Origin of the sequence: Corynebacterium sp. ACRPQ, from assembly GCF_022347225.1 — a bacterium.
GTDB lineage: Bacteria > Actinomycetota > Actinomycetes > Mycobacteriales > Mycobacteriaceae > Corynebacterium > Corynebacterium tuberculostearicum_D.
The window spans coordinates 45,467-67,235 of record NZ_JAKRNF010000015.1; the positions used below are offsets into that span (position 1 = coordinate 45,467).

Here is a 21,769-nt window from a genome sequence, read left to right on the forward strand (position 1 = left end):
TTTATCGATTACCTGACAGGCTATAGAAATGTAGGTTAGTATGACCACTATGAAGAAGATGACTACTGCTTGGTGGTGGCGCGCGTAACCCGCGGGCCCTATTTCACCTCCCATTTTTAGGCTCGCATTCTGCGGGCCTTTTGGCGTTTTAGTGCCTCTGCTCGCGGAAGCTTCCTATCCGTTTCCCGTTTCCCTCACCCAGCGAAAGGGCACTGCAATGCCATACACCGCCACTCGCGATATACCCTACGACAGCGACGCGGCCGCGATTTTTGACGGCCTCGCACAACCGCACGACTCCCTATTGCTCGAGAGCGCAGACATTGAGACCAAGAAGAATCTCAACTGCCTCGCCGTGCTCAAGGCGGCCCTGAAAGTAACGTGCCACGGCCAGACGGTAGAGGTACGCGCCCTCACGGAGGCAGGGGAGTCGCTCCTTCGTTCCCTGGAGGAGCGGTTCCACCATCGCTTAGTTTCACGTGAAACTACCACCGCGGCTTTCGAGTTCTCGCTGTCCACACACCCCGACGAGCGGGAGCGGCTTCTTGCCGAATCTACCGCCGATATTTTGCGGTTCCTGCAATTAGAAGCCAATTATTCCTCTCCTTTATTGCCGTTCCTTGGGGGTGGATTCGCTTATGACTACCTCGCTACTTTCGAGGAACTGCCCGAGGTTGAGCCCGGGGCCAACACCTACCCGGACTATGAATTCTTGGTAGCCCAAACCGTCCTCGCAGTGGACCACCTGCAAGGGACTGCGCACCTAGAAGGCTGGGACATCGACGACAAGCGTCTGCGGGAAGAGTTGGATTCTCTTGCCTCACTGCCGGCCGCCGCTCGTCCCGCGGCGCCGCAAAGGGAAAGGATCCGGGCGGTGGCCGATGTGGATGATGCAGGGTTTCGGGCGGGCGTCGACAAGCTTAAAGGCAATATTCACGCCGGTGATATCTACCAAGTAGTGCCCGCGCGCGCCTTCACCGTGGAATGCCCCAACGCCCTGGCTGCCTACCGAGCACTGCGCGAGACCAACCCCTCGCCTTATATGTTCTACCTCCGCGGTGCCGCCTATGAGCTCTTCGGCGCCTCGCCGGAATCAAACCTCAAATTCACGCCAAAAGATAGGCAGGTCCAGCTCTATCCCATTGCCGGAACCCGGCCGCGCGGGCTCAACCCGGATGGCAGCATCAACCATGAACTAGATATCCGCAACGAGCTGGACATGCGTACAGACCAGAAGGAGATTGTGGAACACACGATGCTGGTTGATCTTGCACGCAATGACCTCGTTCGCGTGGCCGTGCCCCGTAGCCGGCAGGTAGCAGAACTCCTGCACGTTGACCGCTACTCGCGAGTGATGCACTTGGTCTCCCGCGTCACGGCGACGCTCCACCCAGACTTCGATGCGCTCGATGCCTACCGTGCGTGCATGAATATGGGAACGCTTACGGGAGCACCCAAACTGCGCGCCACCGAACTGGTGCGCCGCACGGAGGGAAAGCGCCGCGGCTCCTATGGCGGGGCGGTGGGATACCTGCGCGGCGATGGAGCCATGGATAACTGCATCGTCATCCGCTCGGCCTACGTCCAGGACGGCACCGCAGTGGTACAAGCCGGCGCCGGCGTGGTCAAGGATTCCGTGCCGCAAGCCGAGGCCGATGAAACGGTGCATAAGGCCTACGCCGTCCTCCATGCCATCGCTATGGCACTCGGAGCCGAATTGGAGGTACAGCGATGACCTCGCCGCATATTGTCCTTTTGGATAACCACGATTCTTTTGTCTACAACCTCGTCGATGCCCTCGCTGGGTTCGATACCACCGTGTTTCGCAATACCGTTGCGGTCCAAGACGTGATGCGCGCGCAGCCCGACATTATTGTGCTTTCCCCGGGCCCCGGTCATCCACGGGACGCCGGCTGCATGATGGAGCTTATCGACGCCGCCCTAGGCACCATCCCGATCCTCGGCGTGTGCCTCGGCTTCCAAGCGCTACTCGAGCACCACGGCGGCGCAGTCGAACCGTGCGGGCCCGTACACGGGAAATCCGTCCCGATGACTCTTACCGAGGCCGGGGTAATGCACCCCGTCTTTCAGGGCCTTGCCACTGATACCGAGCCGGACCAACCGGGTCACCTCGGTACGCAGGTTCCAGTGGCACGCTATCACTCCCTTGGCTGTACGGACCTCCCGCGGGGAATGCGTTGTCTCGCGCACACGGCAACGGACATCGGAGAGGTAGCCATGGCGGCCGAGACGGATGACGGTAGCGCCCTCGGCTTCCAGTTCCACCCCGAGTCTATCCTCACGCCCCGCGGCCCCCTCATGCTCGAGCGTTGCATTCATCAATTATATACGCACACCACTATGGATACGGAGCACTAAAAATGAATCACCACCCCCTGCGTACCTTGCAAGCCTTCCTGAATAACCCTCAGCCCACCATCGAAGAAGCCATGGAGGTATTTACCCCCTTGGCCGTCGGCGACTACGACGATATTCATATTGCGGCGCTACTTACCCATATCCGCACCCGCGGCGAGACCTTCGCAGACATTGCCGGCGCGGCCAAAGCATTTTTGAAAGTGGGCTATCCATTCCCCATCACCGGAGAAGGACTCATGGATTCGGCCGGAACCGGTGGCGATGGCGCGAATACCATCAATATCACTACCGGCGCCTCCCTCGTTGCCGCCGCAGGGGGAGTGAAGATGATCAAGCATGGCAACCGCTCGATCTCTTCCAAGTCCGGATCCGCCGATGTACTCGAAGCCCTAAATATCCCACTGGACCTAGACGCCGCCCGAGCAGTACGCCAATTTAAAGCTTCCAACTTCACGTTCCTATTCGCCCCGGCCTACAACCCAGCAGTCGCCCACGTACAACCGGTGCGGAAGGCGCTAGGTATCCCCACCATCTTCAATACGCTAGGGCCGCTCCTGTCCCCAGGACGCCCGTCACTGCAAATCATGGGCATCGCCAACCCGGCCCAAGGCCAAGTTATCGCGGAAGTCTTCCGAGAACTCGGCCGAAAGCGCGCCTTGGTAGTCCACGGTGCTGGCACCGATGAGATTGCTACCCACGGCACGACGCAGGCCTGGGAGCTCAACGACGGAGAGATTGCCTCTTACGAGCTCACCCCAGAAGACCTCGGCATCAAGCGCCACGAACTAGCGGACCTAGTCGGCGGCGACGGCGCCGCCAATGCCCAAGCCCTCCGTGCGGTTTTTGCCGGCCGTGGCGAACCCGCCCATTGTGACGCCATTGCCGCCACCGCTGGCGCCATGTTTTACCTCAAAGGGACCACGGAGACTATCGCGGCGGGAGTCACTCACGCAAAGGAACTGATTAGCAGCGGCACTGTTGAAGATTGGCTCGCGCTCCACGAGAACACCAACTATGCCGTAGGGGAGGAGAGCTAATGTCGGAGAATACTTTGCCTACGGTGCTCGAGGAGATCGTCGCCCAGCGCCGCACTCACCTGCCCGCACTCCGGGAGCGCCTGTCCCACGTGGACTTGGCTCGCGTGCCACGCTCGGAGCGTTCGCTTGCCGACGCCCTCCGTGGCACCAACCGCTTCATCATGGAGTGCAAGTCCGCCTCGCCGTCCCTCGGCATGATCCGTGAAGACTATCGGCCCGGTGATATCGCCCGGATCTACTCCCGTTACACCTCCGCCATCTCAGTGTTATGCGAGCCCGATCGGTTTGGCGGCGACTACGACCACTTGCAGACCGTCGCGCTATCCACCCATGTGCCGGTGCTGTGTAAAGACTTCATTGTCGATCCCATCCAGGTCTATGCCGCGCGTTATTACGGCGCCGATGCCATCTTGCTCATGATGTCTATCGTGGACGATGACACCTACGGTGAGCTCAAGGCACTGGCAGACGAACTCGGCCTAGACGTCTTGACCGAAGCGATCACAGAGGATGAAGTGGATCGCGCGGTGAATTTCGGCGTGGATATCATCGGCATCAACAACCGCAACCTCCACGATCTCAGCATCGATCTAGGGCGCACCGAACGCCTAGCCCGCCATGTTCCAGACGGAAAGGTGATCGTTTCCGAATCTGGAATCCGCGATAATGCCACCGTCCGCCGGTTAGGAACCCACGCACATGCTTTCCTTGTAGGCTCCCAGCTCACCTCCCAGGAGGACATCGATCGGGCGGCGCGCGACCTCGTCTATGGCGCCAATAAATTATGCGGCCTTACTACCGCCTCTTCCGCACAAGCAGCCCGCGCTGCTGGCGCCCGCTACGGGGGACTCATCTTCGCACCAGGTTCGCCCCGCAGTGTTTCACGTGAAACCGCACAAAGCATCATTTCCGCGGAACCAGAGTTGGAGTACGTGGCCGTGACGCGGTCTACGGATGTGGAAACGCTACGGAGCCTAGCCGGGATTCCCGGCCTCAAAGTTCTCCAGCTCCACGCCCCATTCCAAGGCAGTAGGGAAGCAGAGCTGGAATTCGTTCGAGATGTACGCGGCGTCGCTGACGGTCTTCACCTTTGGCGGGCCATCGACATGAATAACCCTGACTTCGCTGCCTTGACACTGGACCTAGCGCCAGAGGCAGACGCTCTTGTCCTCGACTCCGGCAGTGGCGGGACAGGAACCACTTTTGAATGGCGAACGATTCCCCCTGAAGTGAAGGACAAGGCTCTCCTCGCCGGCGGGCTCCGGCTAGACAACCTCGAAGAGGCGTTGTCGATCGGCACGAAGGGACTCGACCTCAATTCCGGTCTGGAATATGCGCCTGGGCGCAAGGACGCCTCGTTAATCGCCCAAGCCTTTAGCACCATCCGAAACTACACACCCATAGAAAGAAGAGAACGATGACAGTTTCACGTGAAACGCTCCTTCCGGCATATTTTGGCGAATTCGGCGGACAGTTCGTCCCCGAATCCCTCATCCCGGCGCTCGACCAACTTGAGAAGGCCTTTGTCGACGCACAAAACGACCCCGCATTTCGCGAAGAGCTAAGCGCGCTATTGCGTGACTATCTCGGCCGTCCCACACCAATTACAGAGGCGAGGAACCTCGGGGGTAAAGCGCGCATCTTCCTCAAGCGGGAAGACCTCGTACACGGTGGAGCACACAAGACGAACCAGGTTCTTGGTCAGGCACTGCTGGCAAAGCGGATGGGGAAGACACGCATTATTGCGGAGACCGGAGCGGGCCAGCACGGCACCGCTACTGCACTCGCTTGCGCATTGCTGGATCTTGAGTGTGTGGTCTACATGGGTGCGAAAGATGTGGCCCGACAACAGCCAAACGTATTCCGTATGGAGTTGATGGGCGCGAAGGTCGTCGCCGTCGACACCGGATCCGGAACTCTTAAGGACGCGGTGAATGAAGCCCTCCGTGATTGGACCGCCACCTTCCATGAATCCCACTATCTCCTCGGTACCGCGGCCGGACCCCATCCATTCCCAACCATCGTCCGAGAGTTCCACAAGGTCATCTCTGAAGAGGCTAAGACCCAGATGCTTGAGCGCACCGGTGGGCTACCGGATGTAGTAGTGGCTTGCGTCGGCGGCGGTTCTAATGCAATCGGTATGTTCGCAGATTTTATTGAAGAAGAGGAAGTCGAACTCGTCGGCGCCGAACCTGGGGGCGAAGGCCTAGACTCCGGCAAGCACGGAGCCACCATCAACAACGGTACGGTTGGCATCCTCCACGGCGCGCGCAGCTACCTCATGCGCAACGCGGACGGCCAAGTGGAAGAATCTTATTCGATTTCCGCCGGGCTCGACTACCCAGGTGTAGGACCACAGCACGCGCACTTACACGCCAGTGGCCGCGCGCACTATGTCGGCATTACTGACGCCGAAGCACTCGAAGCATTCCAGCTTCTTTCCACTAAGGAAGGCATCATACCGGCCCTCGAATCCTCTCACGCGTTGGCCTACGCCTTGAAGCGTAAGGACGAGGACATCACCATCTTGGTCTCCCTTTCCGGCCGCGGCGATAAGGACATCGACTACGTTCGCCACACCCTTGAGAACCATCCAGAATTTAAGCTCCAGGAGAAGAACTAATGAGCACCCGATACGAAGACCTATTCCACTCACTACACAACAGGGGAGAGGGCGCTTTCGTCCCATTCCTCATGTTGGGCGATCCCACGCCGGAGCACACGCTGGCCATCGTGCGAACCGTCGTCGCGGCCGGAGCCGATGCATTGGAGCTAGGTGTTCCATTTTCTGACCCAGTGGCCGACGGACCCACCATTCAGGCCTCCCACCTTCGCGCGCTCGACGGCGGCGCCACCGTCGATTCCGCCTTAGACCAGGTGCGAACAATCCGCGCGGAATTTCCCGAGCTTCCCATCGGCATGCTCATCTACGGCAATGTGGCGTTCACTAGGGGTTTCGACCGCTTCTACGCCGAGTTTGCAGAAGCGGGCGCGGACAGCATCTTGCTTCCCGACGTCCCCGTGCGCGAAGGCGGTCCCTTCATCGCCGCAGCAGAAAAAGCCGGTATTGATCCAATATTTATCGCCCCGGCCCGCGCGACTGCGCGCACCCTCGACGGCGTCGCTCAAAGCTCACGCGGCTATATCTACGCAGTATCACGAGACGGAGTCACCGGTGCCGAGAAGGAATCCGAGACTATTGGTCTCGAAGAAGTCGTCGCCAACATCCAAAGATTCGACGGACCTCCACTACTGCTAGGATTCGGCATTTCCGAGCCGCAACACGTGCGCGATGCCGTGACCGCTGGGGCGGCGGGGGCCATTACAGGCTCCGCAATCACCAAGATTATTGACCGCCACGTTTCACGTGAAACAGACGCGGAAGGCAGGCCAGTGGAAGGAACTCCAGGCCGCATTTCCGATGCGAAAGCCTTGCACAAAGAACTCGCCGAGTATGTAACTCGCATGAAGGCGGCAACTAAGAAGTAGTCCTGAAGACGCGAAGAACCCTCCTCAGCTCTCGGCAGCTGAGGAGGGTTCCCTATAAAAAGCCTCTACGCGGTTGCTTCTGCAGATTCCTCTTCGGTGTGGTCCTTCTTGGAGCCCGCGAACTTGTCCACGATCATCGCAATGGCGCCGTCGCCAGTAACGTTGGCAGCCGTGCCGACCGAGTCAATGGCGATGTAGGCCGCAATCATCAGCGCCACCATGCCATCGTCAAAGCCCATCATGTCCGCCAGTAGTCCAGCTGCGACCATAACCGCGCCGCCGGGCACACCTGGTGCCGCAATCATCATGATTCCCAATAGGAAGATGAAACCAAGGCCGGTGCTCGTACTAATATCCAGGTTCGCCATGTACACAATCGCAAAGGCATAGAGCGTCAGCTTAATCATGGAACCAGAGAGGTGAATGGTCGCACACAACGGGATAACGAAGCTTGCCACCGGCTTCGAAATGCCGTTCTTCAAGGTGGACTCCATAGACACCGGGATGGTGGCGGCAGAAGAGGAGGTTCCCAGTGCGGTGAAATATGCCGGCACCATATTGCGCAGTGCTTTGAAAGGATTCTTACCGGTGATGGCACCAGCGATAATGTACTGGAGCACCAGATAGACCAGAGTCATAACAACCGCCAGGATCAGGACCTTCGCGAAGGCCGAAAGCACTGAGCCCAAATTGCCATTCATGCCCAAGCCCAAGAACATGCCGAAGATATAGAAGGGCAGAATTGGAACTACAAAGCCCCAAATAACCTTGACTACTACGCTCTCCAATTCCTTTGTGACCGCATACAAGGTATCGGACTTCACTGTAGTCATCGCTACACCGATGCAGAATGACAACAAGAGAGCCGTCATAACCTCAAAAGGCGGCGCCATTTCCACCTCGAAGTACGGAGTGAGTGCCCCCTCATCAATATCGGAGACATTTGTAATCAGATCCTGACCACTGAGCATGGTGGGGTAGAGCCAGTGCGCAAGTACGTAGGCAAGAAGACCCGCAACAATCGTTGAGCCGTAGGCAATACCTGCAGTAACACCCAGCCATTTTCCGGCTCCCCGTCCCAGACCAGCAATCGACGGGGCGATAAGCGCGAAGATGAGGACTGGAATAAAGAAATTGAGGAAGTTACTAAAAAGTCCATTGAAGGTGGCGAACACGCGGCCAAACCATTCGGGCGCGAATTGGCTCACCACCACGCCAAGGATGATGGCGACGATGATGCGGAACAACAGAGATTCCGAGAGTTTCTTGAGATTCATGTACTTACAATCAAATCGGGTGTTTCGCCCCTTGGTAAACAATCCCAGGGTGAAACAGTGCGGTACAGAGGCAATAGTCAATTCAATATCTATCGATCGACCTTAAAGGCATACTACCCGACCGGAGGCATAGCCAGAACACTCACCCCAGCCACGATTTTTATCTTGGCGCTACAAGGTTAAACTAAGTACATGATCGCTGTGGGAATCATCTTTTTAATCCTCGCCGTCTTTCTCATCGTCGTGGGAGCCTTGGCCTCGACCAAGCGCCTGCCTGGAAATAGCTATATCGGCTTGCGCCTACAGGAAATTCGCAAATCCCGCGAAGCATGGGACAATGCCCATCGCGTCGCCGGACCATTCTGGATCCTTAGCGGCGTCTGCTTAGTCTTCGGCGGCATCGTCGCGCTCCGCGCTGAGGGCTGGATGTGGCTCATCCCGGTTCTTACTTTTGTGGCCGCTGTACTAGCCCTCTCCATCGGTTCCAACCTCGGCTCACGTGCCGCGTTCCTCTACGAACAAGCACACGCAGACGAGGAGGGTTGCGGAGACTCCTGTAATTGTGGTTCCGACGGTTGCGGTGGGGAAGAGGCCGCCGCAGCACCCGCCCCTCAGGTTGATGTCGACACGCTCCGTCACGCCGCTCGCGAATCCGATAGGTGACCAAGCACTGTTGCGTAATCTTCCCCTTCTGGAAAAGAATCACATTTCATCCAGAAGGGGAATTTTTGTAGCTATGCCTTTCGTATTGAATTATCGTCACACGCTTCATTCTAGTCACAGTGACGTTACTTTCCGGAGCAGTTGCTTACTCGATTTTAGTAACAGCCGATATTATAACTCTGGATATCTTCTGGCCTAACCCATACTTGACCGCACCTACAGTAGGTCCATCGTCCCATTCTGGTTCCTGCGAGGGAGGGTAGAGGTTGCGTAAAACTGCCATGGAACCCCGGCGGCTAAGGACGTAATCAGTACCCTAAAGGGCAGAATATAGTCCATGAAGAAAAGTACCGCCCTGGCGGCCATCACCGCTTCAACTTTTGTTATCGGCACGTACGCCGAGCAAGACCACAAGGCAACGACGCCCCTAGCAGAAGCGCAAGAACAGCAATCTGCTCAGAGCATCGTAGATGATTTAGGGATTAACTCCGGTACCTATGAACTTGTCGCTACCTCCGATGGCTCTCCGGAGACGTGGGAGGGGCTCCTAGCTGACTAACTTCAGAGTTTCACGTGAAACTTTAATTCCAACCGGACAAACGGGAACGGCACAATACACAAGACCGACAGGCTAGAGTAGAAGCATGATCAAGTGCTCCCGTCGAATGTTCTTACTTGGAACCGCCACCACATTTGCAGGCGCCTACGCCGCAGCCTGTGGCTCCTCTCCGTCCGCAGAAATTGCGGCTACCGAGATACCAATTGGCTCCGCGAAGATTGTTGATGGCGTGATCTTCACCCAACCCAAGGAAGGCGAGTTTAAGGCCTACTCCCAAACCTGCCCCCACCAGCACAATCCAATCACCGAGATTGATGGCATGACGGCCACCTGCACGGCACACAACACCTCCTACAATCTCAGCGATGGAAGCGTAATCTCCGGCCCGGGGCGCGATCCATTGGAAGAATACGAAGTTAAACAAGACGGGTCTAACGTCACCACAGCCTAAAGTGCATTTCCCGTGTGGTTTCACGTGAAACTACGCGGGTTGTGTTTTCTTGGCCCGAGTATCTGCAGCATGTGAAGACGAATCGGGTTTAAACTCTTAGCATGCTGCAGCGTTTGAAGAAGCCCGACCCGCTAATTGTCCTCATTATCCTGGCGGTCATCATTGCGATAATCGCGCCAGCCCGCGGGAGCTTTGCCGACATTTTCGGCCAATTAACAAACGTGGCCATCGCGCTACTCTTCTTCTTGTATGGCGCGAGACTTTCCACTCAAGAAGCCCTCAACGGGCTCAAGCATTGGCGGCTTCACCTCACAATTCTCGCTTTCACCTTTGTGGTTTACCCGCTAATAGGTATAGCACTGCGACCACTCACCGCAGTCATATCGCACGACATGTACCTGGGAATCTTATTCCTCACGCTAGTCCCATCCACGGTGCAATCTTCGGTTGCCTTCACCTCAATCGCGAAGGGAAACGTGGCGGGCGCAATCGTATCGGCTTCCGCCTCAAACTTGGTGGGAGTAATCATCACTCCATTGCTCGTCATGCTCTTGATGGGAACTGGGGGAGGAGTTCACATCGATACGTCAGTATTCGGCGAAATTGCACTTCTATTGTTGGCGCCATTTGTTTTAGGTCAGCTTACTCGGCGCTGGGTAGGCAAGGTTGCACAAAGCAAGGCCACTAAGGTCGTGGACCGCGGCTCAATCGCGATGGTGGTGTATTCCGCTTTTTCCAAGGGTGTGGTGGACGGAATTTGGTCCTCTATTTCTCTGTGGGACCTGGTGTTCCTAGTCGTCTTCGCCGCAATCTTCGTCGCCTTCATGCTGTGGCTCACCAAAAAGGCAAGCCAAAAGATGGGATTCAACCGCGCCGATACCATTGCAATCGAATTCTGTGGATCGAAAAAGTCTTTAGCCACGGGACTGCCAATGGCGTCGGTAATCTTCGCTTCTGGCGGCGCATCCCTTGGCCTACTAATCCTCCCGTTGATGATTTACCACCAGGTTCAGCTGATGATGTGCTCGTGGCTAGCGGCCCGTTACGCGCAGCGTCCCAGCACGTAGCTACACTTAAATGCCATGACGAATTACCTATACGTACGAACCGAACTGAATGTGCCGGGAGTGGGCTCAGCAATTCACATGGCGGAAATGGAAGAGCGCGATGCAAGCAGCTGCCGCATGGTGCGCATGATTGCGCTGGATCCCCCGGATGCCATCGTCGGGGTAGCAACACCGACCAGTTCCACGGGCAACGTAGATCAGCCGCAAGAGGTTGTGCCGCACCCGGATACCTATGATGATTTTCCGGACATTAGCGCGCAGTACGTGGACCAGTCTCGGTTCGACGCCCTGTGGTCCGAAGCCACCGCCAAGTTCGGCCTATAAGAATCGCAAGGGCTACAAGACTACGTTGACGAGGAGCATATAGAAGGCGGTTCCTCCGAAGATGGACAGCGCTGAGTCCCGCTTCCACAGGTGAAGCAGGAAGGTGACCACCACGCCAAGGAGAGCCGCCCAGATACCACCGGGGGCGCCGGCCTGCCCGTGGACGGTATACACCACCAAAATAGTCATCACTCCGACAGGCATCATCATACCGAGCAAGGAAAAGAACTGACTATCCTTCATCCATTTCACAAAGGAGAAAGGAAGTTGGCGTAGTACAACGGTAATGAGGCCGACGGGAACTAGGACGGCCGCAATAGAAGCAAGGGTAACTCCAGCGGGCATTTAGCACTCCCCCGGAATCGCTTCAGGTCGTCTCGCCTACGCAAGCTAAAAGCGGCATCGACGCGTGGGGATAGGTACCGAATAATGAGCAGGATGAAGTAGACGCTGAGAGCCACCATGAGGAGTTGTCCAGGGGCGAAGGCGGCCGCGAGGATTCCCACCATCGCCGCGCTTAAGGGCAAAGAAAAATCCTGGTTATTGCGGAAGGAATCCATCGCCAGCACGACGAAGAGCGCCACCAGGGCGAATTCCATGCCCTGCACGGATGAGGGAATCACCTGGCCGGCAAGAGCACCGACAATGCCACCGCCTACCCACAGGGCCTGACAAAAAATCTGGATGGTGAGGATCCGAGTCCCTGTGGGACGGTCATCGGTGGGGAGGGAGGAGACGATGGCATAGGTTTCGTCGGTAAGCGCGTAGGTGGAATAAGCCCTGCCCAGGCGCGAGTGAATGCGGTGGCGAGGAAAAGTGAGACCATAGAAAATATGGCGGAAGTTCACCATGAAACCGGTGACCAGGGAAGCCAAGGCTGTGGCGCCGCCGGTGACCATGAAAATGGCCAGGAACTCCATCGAGCCGGCGTAGATGACGATGGAGAAAATAGGCGTCCACCACCAACTGAAGCCGGATTGGACCATGAGCAGGCCGAAGGCTAGGCCGAGGGGAATAAGACCGATGGCGGCGGCCCAGGTATCCCGCAAACCTTGTGAAATATCCTCACGCATGCGGGCTAGTTTAGCCCACTGCCTGCAGCGCGATAGGAATTAATTGTCTTCCACGTTGACAGGGTAGGTGGAGTACAGCGGCAACGGCATGGGTTGCCGCTTCATAACATCGGACCAAAGGTCGGCCGGGCCCGGCGTAATAACGTCTTGGGCCAGGGCAGGGGAGACGAACCATTCGCCGGCCTCGATTTCCTCCTCCAGCTGGCCCGGGCCCCACTCGGCATAGCCGGCAAACATGCGCATGCCCGAGACCAAGGGCTCTATCTCTTCTGGGTCGGCACGCAGATCCACATGCGCGAGGCGCGGGGCGAGGCGGGTGAGTCGGTCATGCTTGTCCGGATCGACGCCCTGGTTGGTCTGCGCGAGCCCGACGACGGATTGCTGATTGAGCGGGCCGCCGATGTACAGCGCCTGCGGCTTGGCCACGACGGGAAGCCATTCCGGCAGCACATTGAAAATTGCCACCTCGGAGCGCTTGGTCAGATCCACGCCGAAGGTCATCATGTCATTGTGCTCAATGACGAGAATGACGGAACGGGCGAATTCCGGCGAAAGCATGCCCGGAGCGGAGATGAGCAGCTGGCCGGGGGCGGGGTCATTGCGCTCGAGGGCGTTGAATAATCTATCGGCAAACATCACTGTTTAGAATCCCACCACTCACGCAACTTCGCAATCGCGTCCTCGCGCTCGAGGGGACCATGCTCGAGGCGCAGCTCCTTGAGATAGGACCACGCCTGGCCCACCTCTGGTCCGGGCTGGAGCCCTAAGATCTCCATGATCTCGTTGCCGTTGAGATCTGGACGCACGCGGGCCAGGTCCTCCTTGCGGCCGATCTCTTCGATACGCTCCTCGAGCTGATCGTAGGTGCGCTGGAGGCGGCGGGCCTTCTTGGCATTGCGGGTGGTGCAATCGGCGCGCACCAGCTTGTGCAGGCGAGGGAGAAGATCGCCGGCGTCGGTGACATAGCGGCGCACGGCGGAATCAGTCCATTGATTTTCCCCAAACCCGTGGAAGCGCATGTGTAGGTACACCAACTGGCCGATGGACTCCGTGGTGGCCTTGGGATACTTCAACTTGCGCAGGCGCTTACGGGCGAGTTTGGCGCCCACCACCTCGTGGTGGTGGAAGGAGACCTTGCCATCGGTGTTATCAAAGGTATCCGGCTTGCCAATATCGTGGAGCAGCGCCGCCCAGCGCAGGACAAGATCAGGACCATCCTCCTCTTGATCCATGGCCTGGCTCAGCACCTTGAGCGAGTGCGCATAGACGTCTTTGTGCTGCGCGTGTTCGTCCGCGGTCATGCGTAGCGCGGGGATCTCGGGGAAGATATAGTCCGCAATTCCCGTAGATACCAATAGATCGATGCCATCCCACGGGGCCGTGCCGCAGATGAGCTTATCCAGCTCCACCTGCACGCGCTCCACGGTGATGCGCTGGATCTCGCCAGCCATATCCCGCATGGCCTCCACGACGCGATCGGCCACGCGGAATTCTAACTGGGAAGCAAAACGAGCCGCGCGCAGCATGCGGAGCGGATCATCGTGGAAGGAGATCTCCGGCTTATCCGGGGTATCGAGCACCCGGTCAGCTATGTCTTGGAGGCCGTGGAGGGGATCGTGGAACTTAAAGGAGGCGTCGGCAAGCAGCTCAATGGCCATCGCATTGGTCTTAAAGTCGCGCCGGACAAGATCGCCTTCCAAGGTGTCACCGTAAACCACCTCAGGATTGCGGGACTGGCCGTCATAAGAATCGGAGCGGAAGGTAGTGATCTCAATCTGCTGGCCCTTGTAGGCCGCGGAGACGGTACCGAAGTCTATGCCGGTATCCCACACGGTTTCAGCCCACTCATCGAGGATCTCCTTGACCGCCTCGGGGCGGGCCGGGGTAGTAAAGTCCAGGTCATTTCCCAAGCGGCCCAAAAGCGCATCGCGCACAGAGCCGCCCACGAGGTAGAGCGAGTAGCCGCGCGCGGCAAATTTCTCCACCAGTCCGCCCAGCAGGCTACTGAGGGAGGAGACGGTGGATTCCGCGCGGGCAAGAACGCCGATTAGCTGAGTGTCCTGAAAATTCACGGGTGAGAGTCTACTACGATTGGCAGGGATGACTAACCAAGAACAGGGCCCCTCCAAGGGAGGCGGCCGCAACCGCAACCGGTCCCGGCGCAGGCGGCGCCGCCGGCCGGATAATCGCGCGCGCCGCACCACTCAGCAGCGCAAGCCCTACCGCGGTGGCAATGGCCAATCCACGGCCATGGAAACCCGCGATGAAACCTCCGCGGGCGGCCTCGTTGTCTCCGGCTTGGCGGAGTGCGTCGATGCCAATGGCAACGTCGACCTTTCCCGGCTCTATGTGGCGCTCATCGGCCGCCTCGACCGCCGCGGGCGCCTGCTGTGGTCCATGCCCAAGGGCCACGTGGAAAATGGCGAGGCCAAGGAGGTCACCGCTGAACGAGAGGTATGGGAAGAAACCGGCATTTCTGGTGAGGTTTTTGCGGACCTCGGCATGATTGATTACTGGTTCGTCTCTGATGGGGTGCGCATCCATAAAACCGTGCACCACCACTTGCTGCGTTTTGTAGACGGCATTATGAACGATGAGGATCCAGAGGTCACTGAGGTCTCGTGGATCCCCGTCTCTGAACTCATCGAGCACTTGGCCTACGCCGATGAGCGCAAGCTGGCGCGCATCGCACATGATCTCCTTCCCGATCTCGCACGAAAGGAAGCCGCGGCGGGGAAAGTGACGCCACGGTAATGCGCCAGCGCCTGAAGTCTTGGGCCGCCGTGGGCGGCTGCATGGCGGTAGCGGGGTGGGGCTTGTGCATGCCGCTACCAGAAGCCGCCGCGCAGATGGACGCGGCCGCCGAAAAGCAGCAGGATATCCAGGCATGGTTGGGTGCGCGCGGGCCGGAGCGGGCCAACCTTGATCTCCTTGCGGCCGAGCCCTTTACCGTGGGCAAAGACCTCAAACTGACCTTCCGGCTGCACAATCCTACCGATGAAACCATGGAGGATCTCCAGCTCACGAGCCGCCGCGGCGATGCCGTGGAGGATACCGCGCAGGCCCGCACGCAGTTGGCCACCGGCGAATTCCCGTATTACGGTCCCAGCACTACCACCGCGCCCCTGCAGCCGGGCGAATCCCGGGAGGTCACCTTCCAGGTTCCTACCTCCCTGCACGGCGAGCAGACCCTGGCCATCGAAGAGCCTGGCTCCTATCCGCTGCTGTTTACCCTCACCGGCACCGTAGGCGGCGAGGCGGTTAGCTTTGCGGAGGAGCGCCTCGTAGGCCAGCTGAAGGGGAAGGAGCAGGCGCTTGGCGATGCCCCCTCGGACTCCAAACCCCACGATCTCACCGTGATCTATCCCATCAGCGCCGATATCGACTCGATACCTGGCGGCGCTGGGGGAGAGGAGCTTATCCTCTCCTCTGATGAGTTAGCAGATGAACTGGCTGAGGGCGGCCGGCTCGATCGCTTGGTCAGCACGTACGCCGACCACGACCTGCGCGGGGCAGGCTGCGTAGCTATCGATCCCGCCCTTTTGGATACGGTCAACCGCATGGCGGAGAGCTATAAGGTGGGCTCTGCCCGCCCAGCTCAAGCCGAGCGCCCTAAGCGCCTGCGCGATTCGTGGTTCACTAACGAGGACGATGTGCACCTCGAACCCGGCTCAGGGAAAGAGAATGCCGCCCGCTGGCTCAAGCGCCTGCGCGAGCTCGATTGCTTTATGTCTATGCCGTGGGCGAACGCCAATGCTTCCTCCGTGGCCAAAGCGAATAATCCCTTCCTTACCTACGAAGGACTGCAACGCGGTAATCACTCCATCGAGCGAATTCTCGGTGCCAAGCCGGCCACCACCGTGCTCGCGGTCGGCTCCGGCTATGTGGATCAGCAGCTGCCCCTGCCCGCATTGGTGGCGGATAATACTTCGTGGCCCGGCCGCGCCGTGACTTTCGACGCCTCCCTGGGCGCCCTCCTCGCCCAAACCGGCTCCAAACCACAGACGGTGGGCTATTCCAACCCAGAGCTGCGCTACGATTACTCGCTCGATTCCGATCTTTCTCGTGCCATCACCGGCGGCGCCGCACTGAGCTTGGCCGCGAGCGATGACACCGTGGCACGCTTGCCCAATTACTTGGATCCCAGCGCGGCCGAGTACGCACTCGACTCTGCCGAGGCACTCATCGCTTCCGGTAAGTCCCATCCGCGCACCGTCGGCAGCCTGAAACAAGAGACCACGGAGCCCGGTTCACTGCCCGGCAACCCCTTTAGCGATCCCGCCGCCTTTGCCGAATCCGATATCGTCCGCGTGGAGCAGCAGGCCCGCTACACCGACGAGCTGATGAATATCATGGTCGATGATCCCGATATCGCGCTCACTCGCTATGAATTCGTCCTGCCTTTGCGCCGGGATCTGCTCGCCGCTCTCTCGCTGACCAACCGCGATAGCTTGGGAAGCAATGCAGAGGCGCAGCGCCGGTTCACTCATACGATGGATGTGCATTCCGATACGCTGCGAGACCTGCGTTCTTCTGTGGCGCTTATCCCACCGGGCAATGTCTATACCCGCGTATCCGAGTCATCGCCGCTGCTCATCGTGGCAGAAAATGGCCTGCCACTACCGGTGGAGGCCAAGCTGCAATACGACGCCCCCGATGGCGCGCGCCTCAACACACCCAGGAGCGTCCATATTCCGGCCAAGGGCTCTATTACTGTATCCATGACCGCCGATATGCCTAAGGACGCCGATCGCACAGACATTGGCCTGTGGCTTGCTACCCCAGAAAAGCAAACCATCTCCGAGCCCATCAATATCGCTGTGCAAACGCGTGCCGGTATCGTAAGCGTGTATGGCGTCGGCCTAGCCGGCGCCCTTGCGCTGGTCTTAGCCACGATCTTCCGGCTAGGCCGCCATCGGCGCAAAAAATCACAAAGGCTTAAAAAGTAAGTTGAAGTTGTATCCTCTATGACTGATAAGACTGGCCGCGAGGCCGAACACGTGGAGAAGTCACCTGCGGGTGTAGTTGAGCCGAAGGATGCCGCCGTGCCGGCAGAGCACCCCGCCCCGGCGGGTGCCCGCGGCCGCATCGTCCAGGCCTCTCCTCCCGCTCCGGTACCAGAAAAGCGCCCCACCCCAGCGGTGAAGGACACCACCGTTCCTCCTGAGGAGGATAAGTCCGCGCTCACCGGACGCAACGCGGACAATGAATCATCCAATCAGGATGTCATCCGCGCAACAGGCACGATGGCCATCGCGACCCTGCTATCCCGTATCACCGGCTTCTTGCGCCAGATGCTCATCGGCGCCACGCTCGGCGCCACGGTGGGAACTGCGTTTAGTAGCGCCAACCAGATCCCCAACCTCGTCACCGAGATCGTTTTGGGTGCGGTGCTGACCTCTCTGGTCGTGCCCGTCCTCGTGCGGGCCGAAAAGGAAGACACGGACCGCGGTGAGACCTTTGTCCGGCGGCTATTTACCCTGGCATTTTCGATCCTGGGCATAGTCACCATTGCCTCCGTAGTACTCGCTCCCTTCTTAACAAGGATGATGCTGCCGGAAGATTCCAAGGCCAATGCCGTGCAGGCAACTTCCTTGGCCTTCTTGCTGCTGCCGCAGATTCTTTTCTACGGCCTCTTCGCCCTCTTCCAGGCCGTCCTCAATACCAAGAATGTCTTTGGTCCGGGCGCCTGGGCGCCGGTAATCAATAACGTCATCTCCATTAGCGTGCTGCTGGCTTATCGCTTCCTGCCAGGCGAGCTCGACCCGCATGATCCCACGCCAGTGGCCGACCCACACGTCATGCTCTTGGGCTTGGGCACCACCACAGCGGTGATGATGCAGTGCCTCATCCTATTGCCGTACCTCAAAAAGGCCGGCATTAACCTGCGCCCCAAGTGGGGCTTGGATTCCCGCATCAAGCAATTCGGTGGCATGGCTTTAGCCATCATTACTTATGTGGCCATCTCCCAGCTGGGCTACGTGGTCACCTCCCGCGTGGCCGCCTATGCGGATGCTGGCGCTCCGCTGGTCTATCAGAATGCCTGGCTCATGCTGCAGGTGCCTTATGGCGTTATCGGCGTGACGCTCCTGACGGCGATTATGCCTCGCCTGTCCCGCAACGCCGCCGACGGCGATGTAGATGCCGTGGTCCGCGATCTCACCCTGGGCTCCAAGCTGACCTTCATCGCACTTATCCCCATCGTCATCTTCATGACCGGCTTCGGCGTTCCTATCGCCCGCGCCCTCTTCCAATACGGTGCCTACGGCGCCGAGAGCGCCGAGCAGCTCGGCCTGACCATCAGCTTCTCCGCCTTCACACTCATCCCGTATGCCTTGGTGCTGCTGCACCTGCGCGTGTTCTATGCCCGTGAGGAAGCATGGACGCCTACCTTCATCATCGCCGGCATCACGCTGACCAAGATCGTCCTCACGCTTTTGGCACCATTGATGACGTCCAACCCGGACCGCGTGGTGATTCTGCTCGGTACGGCCAATGGCTTTGGCTTCGTCTCCGGTGCGGTCATTGGCGGCTTCCTGCTCAAGCGCAAGCTCGGCAGCCTCGGTGGCAAGGCCGTCACGCAGACCGTGCTGTGGGCTTCCGGTTCCGGCCTAGTGGGCTTGGTCGTCTCCTGGGTGCTGTATAGGGGCGTGAATTTCCTCCTCCCGGAGAATCTGCCGTCCATCGTCTCGCTGATCAAGGTCGCGGTGCTCGGCATCATCTTCCTCATCGCCACCGGCCTGGCGCTGTCCAAGTCCTCCTTGCCGGAGGTGCAGAATTTGGCCCGCGCCCTGCAGCGCATCCCGGGCATGTCCCGCTTCATCAAGGTCGATTCTTCCAAGGCCATCGAGTTGGAAGAGCCCGACGTGCCGGAAATTCAACCGGTATTCTCCCAGGACGCCTTCAACGCCACCCTGGTACCGCCACCGATGTCCGCCGGTATCGTCCGCGGACCACGCCTCGTGCCGGGTGCCCCGGTATCGGATGGTCGCTTCCGCCTGCTCCAAGATCACGGTGCGGTTACTGGTGCGCAGTTCTGGCAGGCGCGCGAACAGTCCACCGGCCGACTGGTCGCCTTGACGTTCGTCGATACCAATAGCCTGGCGCCGATTGCGCCATCGACTCCGGGAGTTGCCGCCCGCCGCTCCGCAGAGATTTCGCGCAATACCCGCCGCCTTGCCGAGCTGGAGCTCGATACCGTGGCGGATAATATCCAAGTTCTGTCTTATCGCACTGGCTGCCTGGTAGTGGCGGATTGGTTTGAGGGCACCTCCCTTAAGCAGGTGTCTGAGGCCGATAACCTCGATCCCCATTCCGTGGCTCGTGCTACTGCACCGCTATTTGCTGACGCCGCCGCTGCCCACGATGCCGGCCTCATCCTCGGAGTGGAACACCGCGACCGTTTCCGCGTTTCAACCGACGGTGTAGTCAAGGTTGCCTTCCCCGCCGTGCTGGACGGCACCTCCGCGGTCACCGACCGCGAGGCATTGAGCTCCGCCCTCGAGCTGCTCGTAGAGTCCACGGAACCTTCGCCGAAGAAGCTGCGCGATATTTCTGAAGATGCCAACCTTCCCGCGGACGAGGCCGCTCAGCGCGTTGAAGATGCGCACTACGCGCTCGATAGTGCCGACGAAGACAGCCACGAGGAAAAGATGGAGAAGCTGCAAGAGGCACAGGCGCTAACCTTGGCCGGCATCGCCCAGCGCCTGCACGACTTCGCACCGGATGAACCAGAAAAAGTACCTGAAGCCCTGCCGGTGAAGGCACAGGTAGAACCGGACCAAGAGGATGACCCAGCGCAAGAACCCGGCTTTGGCGGCCGCGGTTATTCCGGTTCCGGCGTCATCGTCATCGGCATCTTCGCCACCATCTTCGTCGTAGGAATGGCCGCGCTCACCACCTGGATTATGTCCTTGCTCAGCAATGTGGAGACATCCAACCCGGTCAGCGAGACCATCCACGGCAGCACGGACATTCCGGATACCCCGCCGGTGCGTCTCCAGCCTTCCTCTGCGGTTACCGTCCCTGATAACAAGGACAATGCAGCGCTTATCGACGGCAAAACGGCCACCACTTGGTCCACCGAAGAGGAGGACACCGGCGTCCTCGTCACCTTGGATACGCCAACGCACCTTGCGGTCCTGCCGGTGGTGCAGTCCAACTCCACTGGGGCGAGGTACGCCGTCTATGGCGTAAATCAGGACAGATTCAATCCGGAGAACCCACAAGCTGGCTCCCTGCACCAACTGGCCAGGGGCAAGTTCGAAGGCGGCAAGGAAGATATCGAGCTGGAGGAAACCACCGAGCAATTCGACGGCCTCCTCCTCATGATCACCGAGCTACCTAAGTCCGATAAGGCAACCATCGCAGACATTGGTCTCGTCGGGCAGCCCTAGGCACAGCCCACACGGCCGAATCGAGGACACGACCCTCGATTCGGCCTTCTTTTTTAATCTTTTCCGCATTCACACTTCTTTGACCTGCACGTTCAAAAATTATTTACTTCACATGTTGACTATTTAGAAGTGGTACGTACACTGTGGGGTGTAACGCAAACAACAGCTTTAGGAGTATTCATCATGTCCCTCGCAGCAGGTACCTACGCACTAGATCCAGCCCACACCGTTATCGGATTCGTCGCCAAGCACGCGATGGTCACCAAGGTTCGCGGTAACTTCGCAGACTTCGAAGGCACCGTCACCGTGGCCGAGAACATCGCCGAGTCCGCTGCTGAGGCAACCATCCGCACCGCTTCCATCACTACCGGCAACGATGACCGCGATGCACACGTAAAGAACGAGGACTTCTTCGCAGTAGAGCAGTACCCAGAGATCACCTTCAAGGCCACCAACCTCAACGTTGACGAGAATGGCAACGGCACCGTCACCGGCGACCTCACCATTAAGGACACCACCAAGTCCGTTGACCTCAACGTTGAAGACGTTGCTACCGCTGAGGACCCATTTGGCAATACCCGCCTGGGCTTCGAGGCAACCACCAAGATCAACCGCAAGGACTTCGGCATCGACTTCAACGCTCCGCTGAAGACCGGCGGCGTGCTGGTCTCCGAGGAGATCAAGATTGAGCTCGAGGTTTCTGCTATCAAGCAGTAAGCCGGCAGCCTTAGACACAAAAGGTCTTGAGCATCTCCTAGCCCGCAGCCACCTTTGGCTGTGGGCTTTTTCTTCATGCGGTATAGCACTCCATTCACTTGGTCAATTCCAAAACAACTTGAAACAACTTTGTTTTATAGTGTTTACTTGCAGGTATCGTCTTAAAGACTCGACTAAATTGCATTAGTTATTGTCGAGTTGTTTCAAACAACTCGTGGTCAAGTCCGTGGAAGTGGTGTATCTGTTCTTTCTGAATCGAGGGACAGTGTCATCGGCGGTGTTAGGGTCCGGCTCGGGGTTGATGTCGGTTCATTAGGCTGCTTCTTCGGTGGTCTTC

19 protein-coding genes and 1 pseudogene are annotated in these 21,769 nt (G+C 58.6%); 15 read left to right on the top strand and 5 right to left on the bottom strand.

Annotation, left to right across the window (positions count from 1 at the left end):
- Positions 1–217: 217 nt before the first annotated feature.
- From MHY24_RS09390 to trpA, 6 genes are read left to right on the top strand one after another with little or no spacing between them, the layout of a single operon-like run.
- The gene (locus MHY24_RS09390; protein WP_239230145.1) at positions 218–1,735 is read left to right on the top strand and encodes an anthranilate synthase component 1; all 1,518 of its coding nucleotides are present in this window, start codon (positions 218–220) and stop codon (positions 1,733–1,735) included.
- Positions 1,732–2,379, top strand: coding sequence for an anthranilate synthase component II (locus MHY24_RS09395; RefSeq protein WP_204610685.1), 648 nt, complete (start codon positions 1,732–1,734; stop codon positions 2,377–2,379). Before MHY24_RS09390 ends, MHY24_RS09395 begins: the two co-directional genes overlap by 4 nt.
- 2 nt (positions 2,380–2,381) lie before the next feature.
- On the top strand, positions 2,382–3,416 hold the full coding sequence (trpD, locus tag MHY24_RS09400; RefSeq protein WP_204610684.1) for an anthranilate phosphoribosyltransferase: 1,035 nt from the start codon (positions 2,382–2,384) through the stop codon (positions 3,414–3,416).
- Positions 3,416–4,837 carry a bifunctional indole-3-glycerol-phosphate synthase TrpC/phosphoribosylanthranilate isomerase TrpF gene (trpCF, locus tag MHY24_RS09405; RefSeq protein ID WP_239230147.1) on the top strand — a complete coding sequence of 474 codons (1,422 nt, stop codon included), beginning with the start codon at positions 3,416–3,418 and terminating at the stop codon, positions 4,835–4,837. Before trpD ends, trpCF begins: the two co-directional genes overlap by 1 nt.
- Positions 4,834–6,039 carry a tryptophan synthase subunit beta gene (gene trpB / locus MHY24_RS09410; protein WP_239230149.1) on the top strand — a complete coding sequence of 402 codons (1,206 nt, stop codon included), beginning with the start codon at positions 4,834–4,836 and terminating at the stop codon, positions 6,037–6,039. The genes trpCF and trpB overlap by 4 nt, the downstream gene beginning before the upstream one ends.
- Entirely contained in the window at positions 6,039–6,905 is an 867-nt protein-coding gene (trpA, locus tag MHY24_RS09415) for a tryptophan synthase subunit alpha (RefSeq protein ID WP_239230151.1), read from the top strand. Before trpB ends, trpA begins: the two co-directional genes overlap by 1 nt.
- Before the next feature lie 65 nt (positions 6,906–6,970).
- Here trpA and MHY24_RS09420 read toward each other — a convergent pair whose 3' ends face one another.
- A complete protein-coding gene (locus MHY24_RS09420) occupies positions 6,971–8,182 on the bottom strand; it encodes a dicarboxylate/amino acid:cation symporter (protein WP_005325887.1) in 1,212 nt (403 codons plus the stop codon).
- A 192-nt stretch (positions 8,183–8,374) separates the two neighbouring features.
- Between MHY24_RS09420 and MHY24_RS09425 the strand changes: the two genes are divergently transcribed.
- The 5 genes from MHY24_RS09425 to MHY24_RS09445 all read left to right on the top strand — a co-directional run bounded on the left by MHY24_RS09425 (position 8,375) and on the right by MHY24_RS09445 (position 11,246).
- The gene (locus MHY24_RS09425) at positions 8,375–8,845 is read left to right on the top strand and encodes an SdpI family protein (RefSeq protein WP_239230153.1); all 471 of its coding nucleotides are present in this window, start codon (positions 8,375–8,377) and stop codon (positions 8,843–8,845) included.
- Positions 8,846–9,182: 337 nt separating this feature from the next.
- Entirely contained in the window at positions 9,183–9,404 is a 222-nt protein-coding gene (locus tag MHY24_RS09430; RefSeq protein ID WP_239230155.1) for a hypothetical protein, read from the top strand.
- 85 nt (positions 9,405–9,489) lie between these two features.
- On the top strand, positions 9,490–9,855 hold the full coding sequence (locus MHY24_RS09435) for a Rieske 2Fe-2S domain-containing protein (protein WP_005326925.1): 366 nt from the start codon (positions 9,490–9,492) through the stop codon (positions 9,853–9,855).
- Between the two features lie 101 nt (positions 9,856–9,956).
- Positions 9,957–10,922 (top strand): bile acid:sodium symporter family protein, encoded by a 966-nt coding sequence (locus MHY24_RS09440; protein ID WP_239230157.1) that lies wholly within the window; start codon positions 9,957–9,959, stop codon positions 10,920–10,922.
- A gap of 15 nt (positions 10,923–10,937) precedes the next feature.
- The gene (locus MHY24_RS09445) at positions 10,938–11,246 is read left to right on the top strand and encodes a hypothetical protein (protein WP_239230159.1); all 309 of its coding nucleotides are present in this window, start codon (positions 10,938–10,940) and stop codon (positions 11,244–11,246) included.
- Positions 11,247–11,258: 12 nt separating this feature from the next.
- Here the strand turns inward: MHY24_RS09445 and MHY24_RS09450 are convergent, their stop codons facing one another.
- The 4 genes from MHY24_RS09450 to MHY24_RS09465 are packed head-to-tail and all read right to left on the bottom strand — an operon-like array spanning position 11,259 to position 14,391.
- Positions 11,259–11,591: a branched-chain amino acid transporter permease gene (locus MHY24_RS09450; RefSeq protein ID WP_239230161.1), complete on the bottom strand. Its 333-nt coding sequence runs from the start codon at positions 11,589–11,591 to the stop codon at positions 11,259–11,261.
- The gene (locus MHY24_RS09455; protein ID WP_239230163.1) at positions 11,549–12,319 is read right to left on the bottom strand and encodes an AzlC family ABC transporter permease; all 771 of its coding nucleotides are present in this window, start codon (positions 12,317–12,319) and stop codon (positions 11,549–11,551) included. Before MHY24_RS09455 ends, MHY24_RS09450 begins: the two co-directional genes overlap by 43 nt.
- 39 nt (positions 12,320–12,358) lie before the next feature.
- Positions 12,359–12,955 carry a YqgE/AlgH family protein gene (locus MHY24_RS09460; RefSeq protein ID WP_239230176.1) on the bottom strand — a complete coding sequence of 199 codons (597 nt, stop codon included), beginning with the start codon at positions 12,953–12,955 and terminating at the stop codon, positions 12,359–12,361.
- On the bottom strand, positions 12,955–14,391 hold the full coding sequence (locus MHY24_RS09465) for a CCA tRNA nucleotidyltransferase (RefSeq protein WP_239230165.1): 1,437 nt from the start codon (positions 14,389–14,391) through the stop codon (positions 12,955–12,957). The genes MHY24_RS09460 and MHY24_RS09465 overlap by 1 nt, the downstream gene beginning before the upstream one ends.
- A 166-nt stretch (positions 14,392–14,557) precedes the next feature.
- On the opposite strand from MHY24_RS09465, the pseudogene MHY24_RS09470 reads away from it, so the two are divergent.
- The 4 genes and pseudogenes from MHY24_RS09470 to MHY24_RS09485 all read left to right on the top strand — a co-directional run.
- Positions 14,558–15,073: pseudogene (locus MHY24_RS09470) on the top strand (NUDIX hydrolase); the annotation flags it as partial.
- Complete coding sequence (locus MHY24_RS09475) at positions 15,073–17,268, top strand: DUF6049 family protein (RefSeq protein WP_239230167.1); 2,196 nt, start codon at positions 15,073–15,075, stop codon at positions 17,266–17,268. The pseudogene MHY24_RS09470 and the gene MHY24_RS09475, both read left to right, overlap by 1 nt.
- An 18-nt stretch (positions 17,269–17,286) precedes the next feature.
- The gene (gene murJ / locus MHY24_RS09480; protein WP_239230169.1) at positions 17,287–20,715 is read left to right on the top strand and encodes a murein biosynthesis integral membrane protein MurJ; all 3,429 of its coding nucleotides are present in this window, start codon (positions 17,287–17,289) and stop codon (positions 20,713–20,715) included.
- 183 nt (positions 20,716–20,898) lie between these two features.
- On the top strand, positions 20,899–21,432 hold the full coding sequence (locus tag MHY24_RS09485) for a YceI family protein (RefSeq protein WP_239230172.1): 534 nt from the start codon (positions 20,899–20,901) through the stop codon (positions 21,430–21,432).
- The last annotated feature ends 337 nt before the right edge of the window (positions 21,433–21,769 follow it).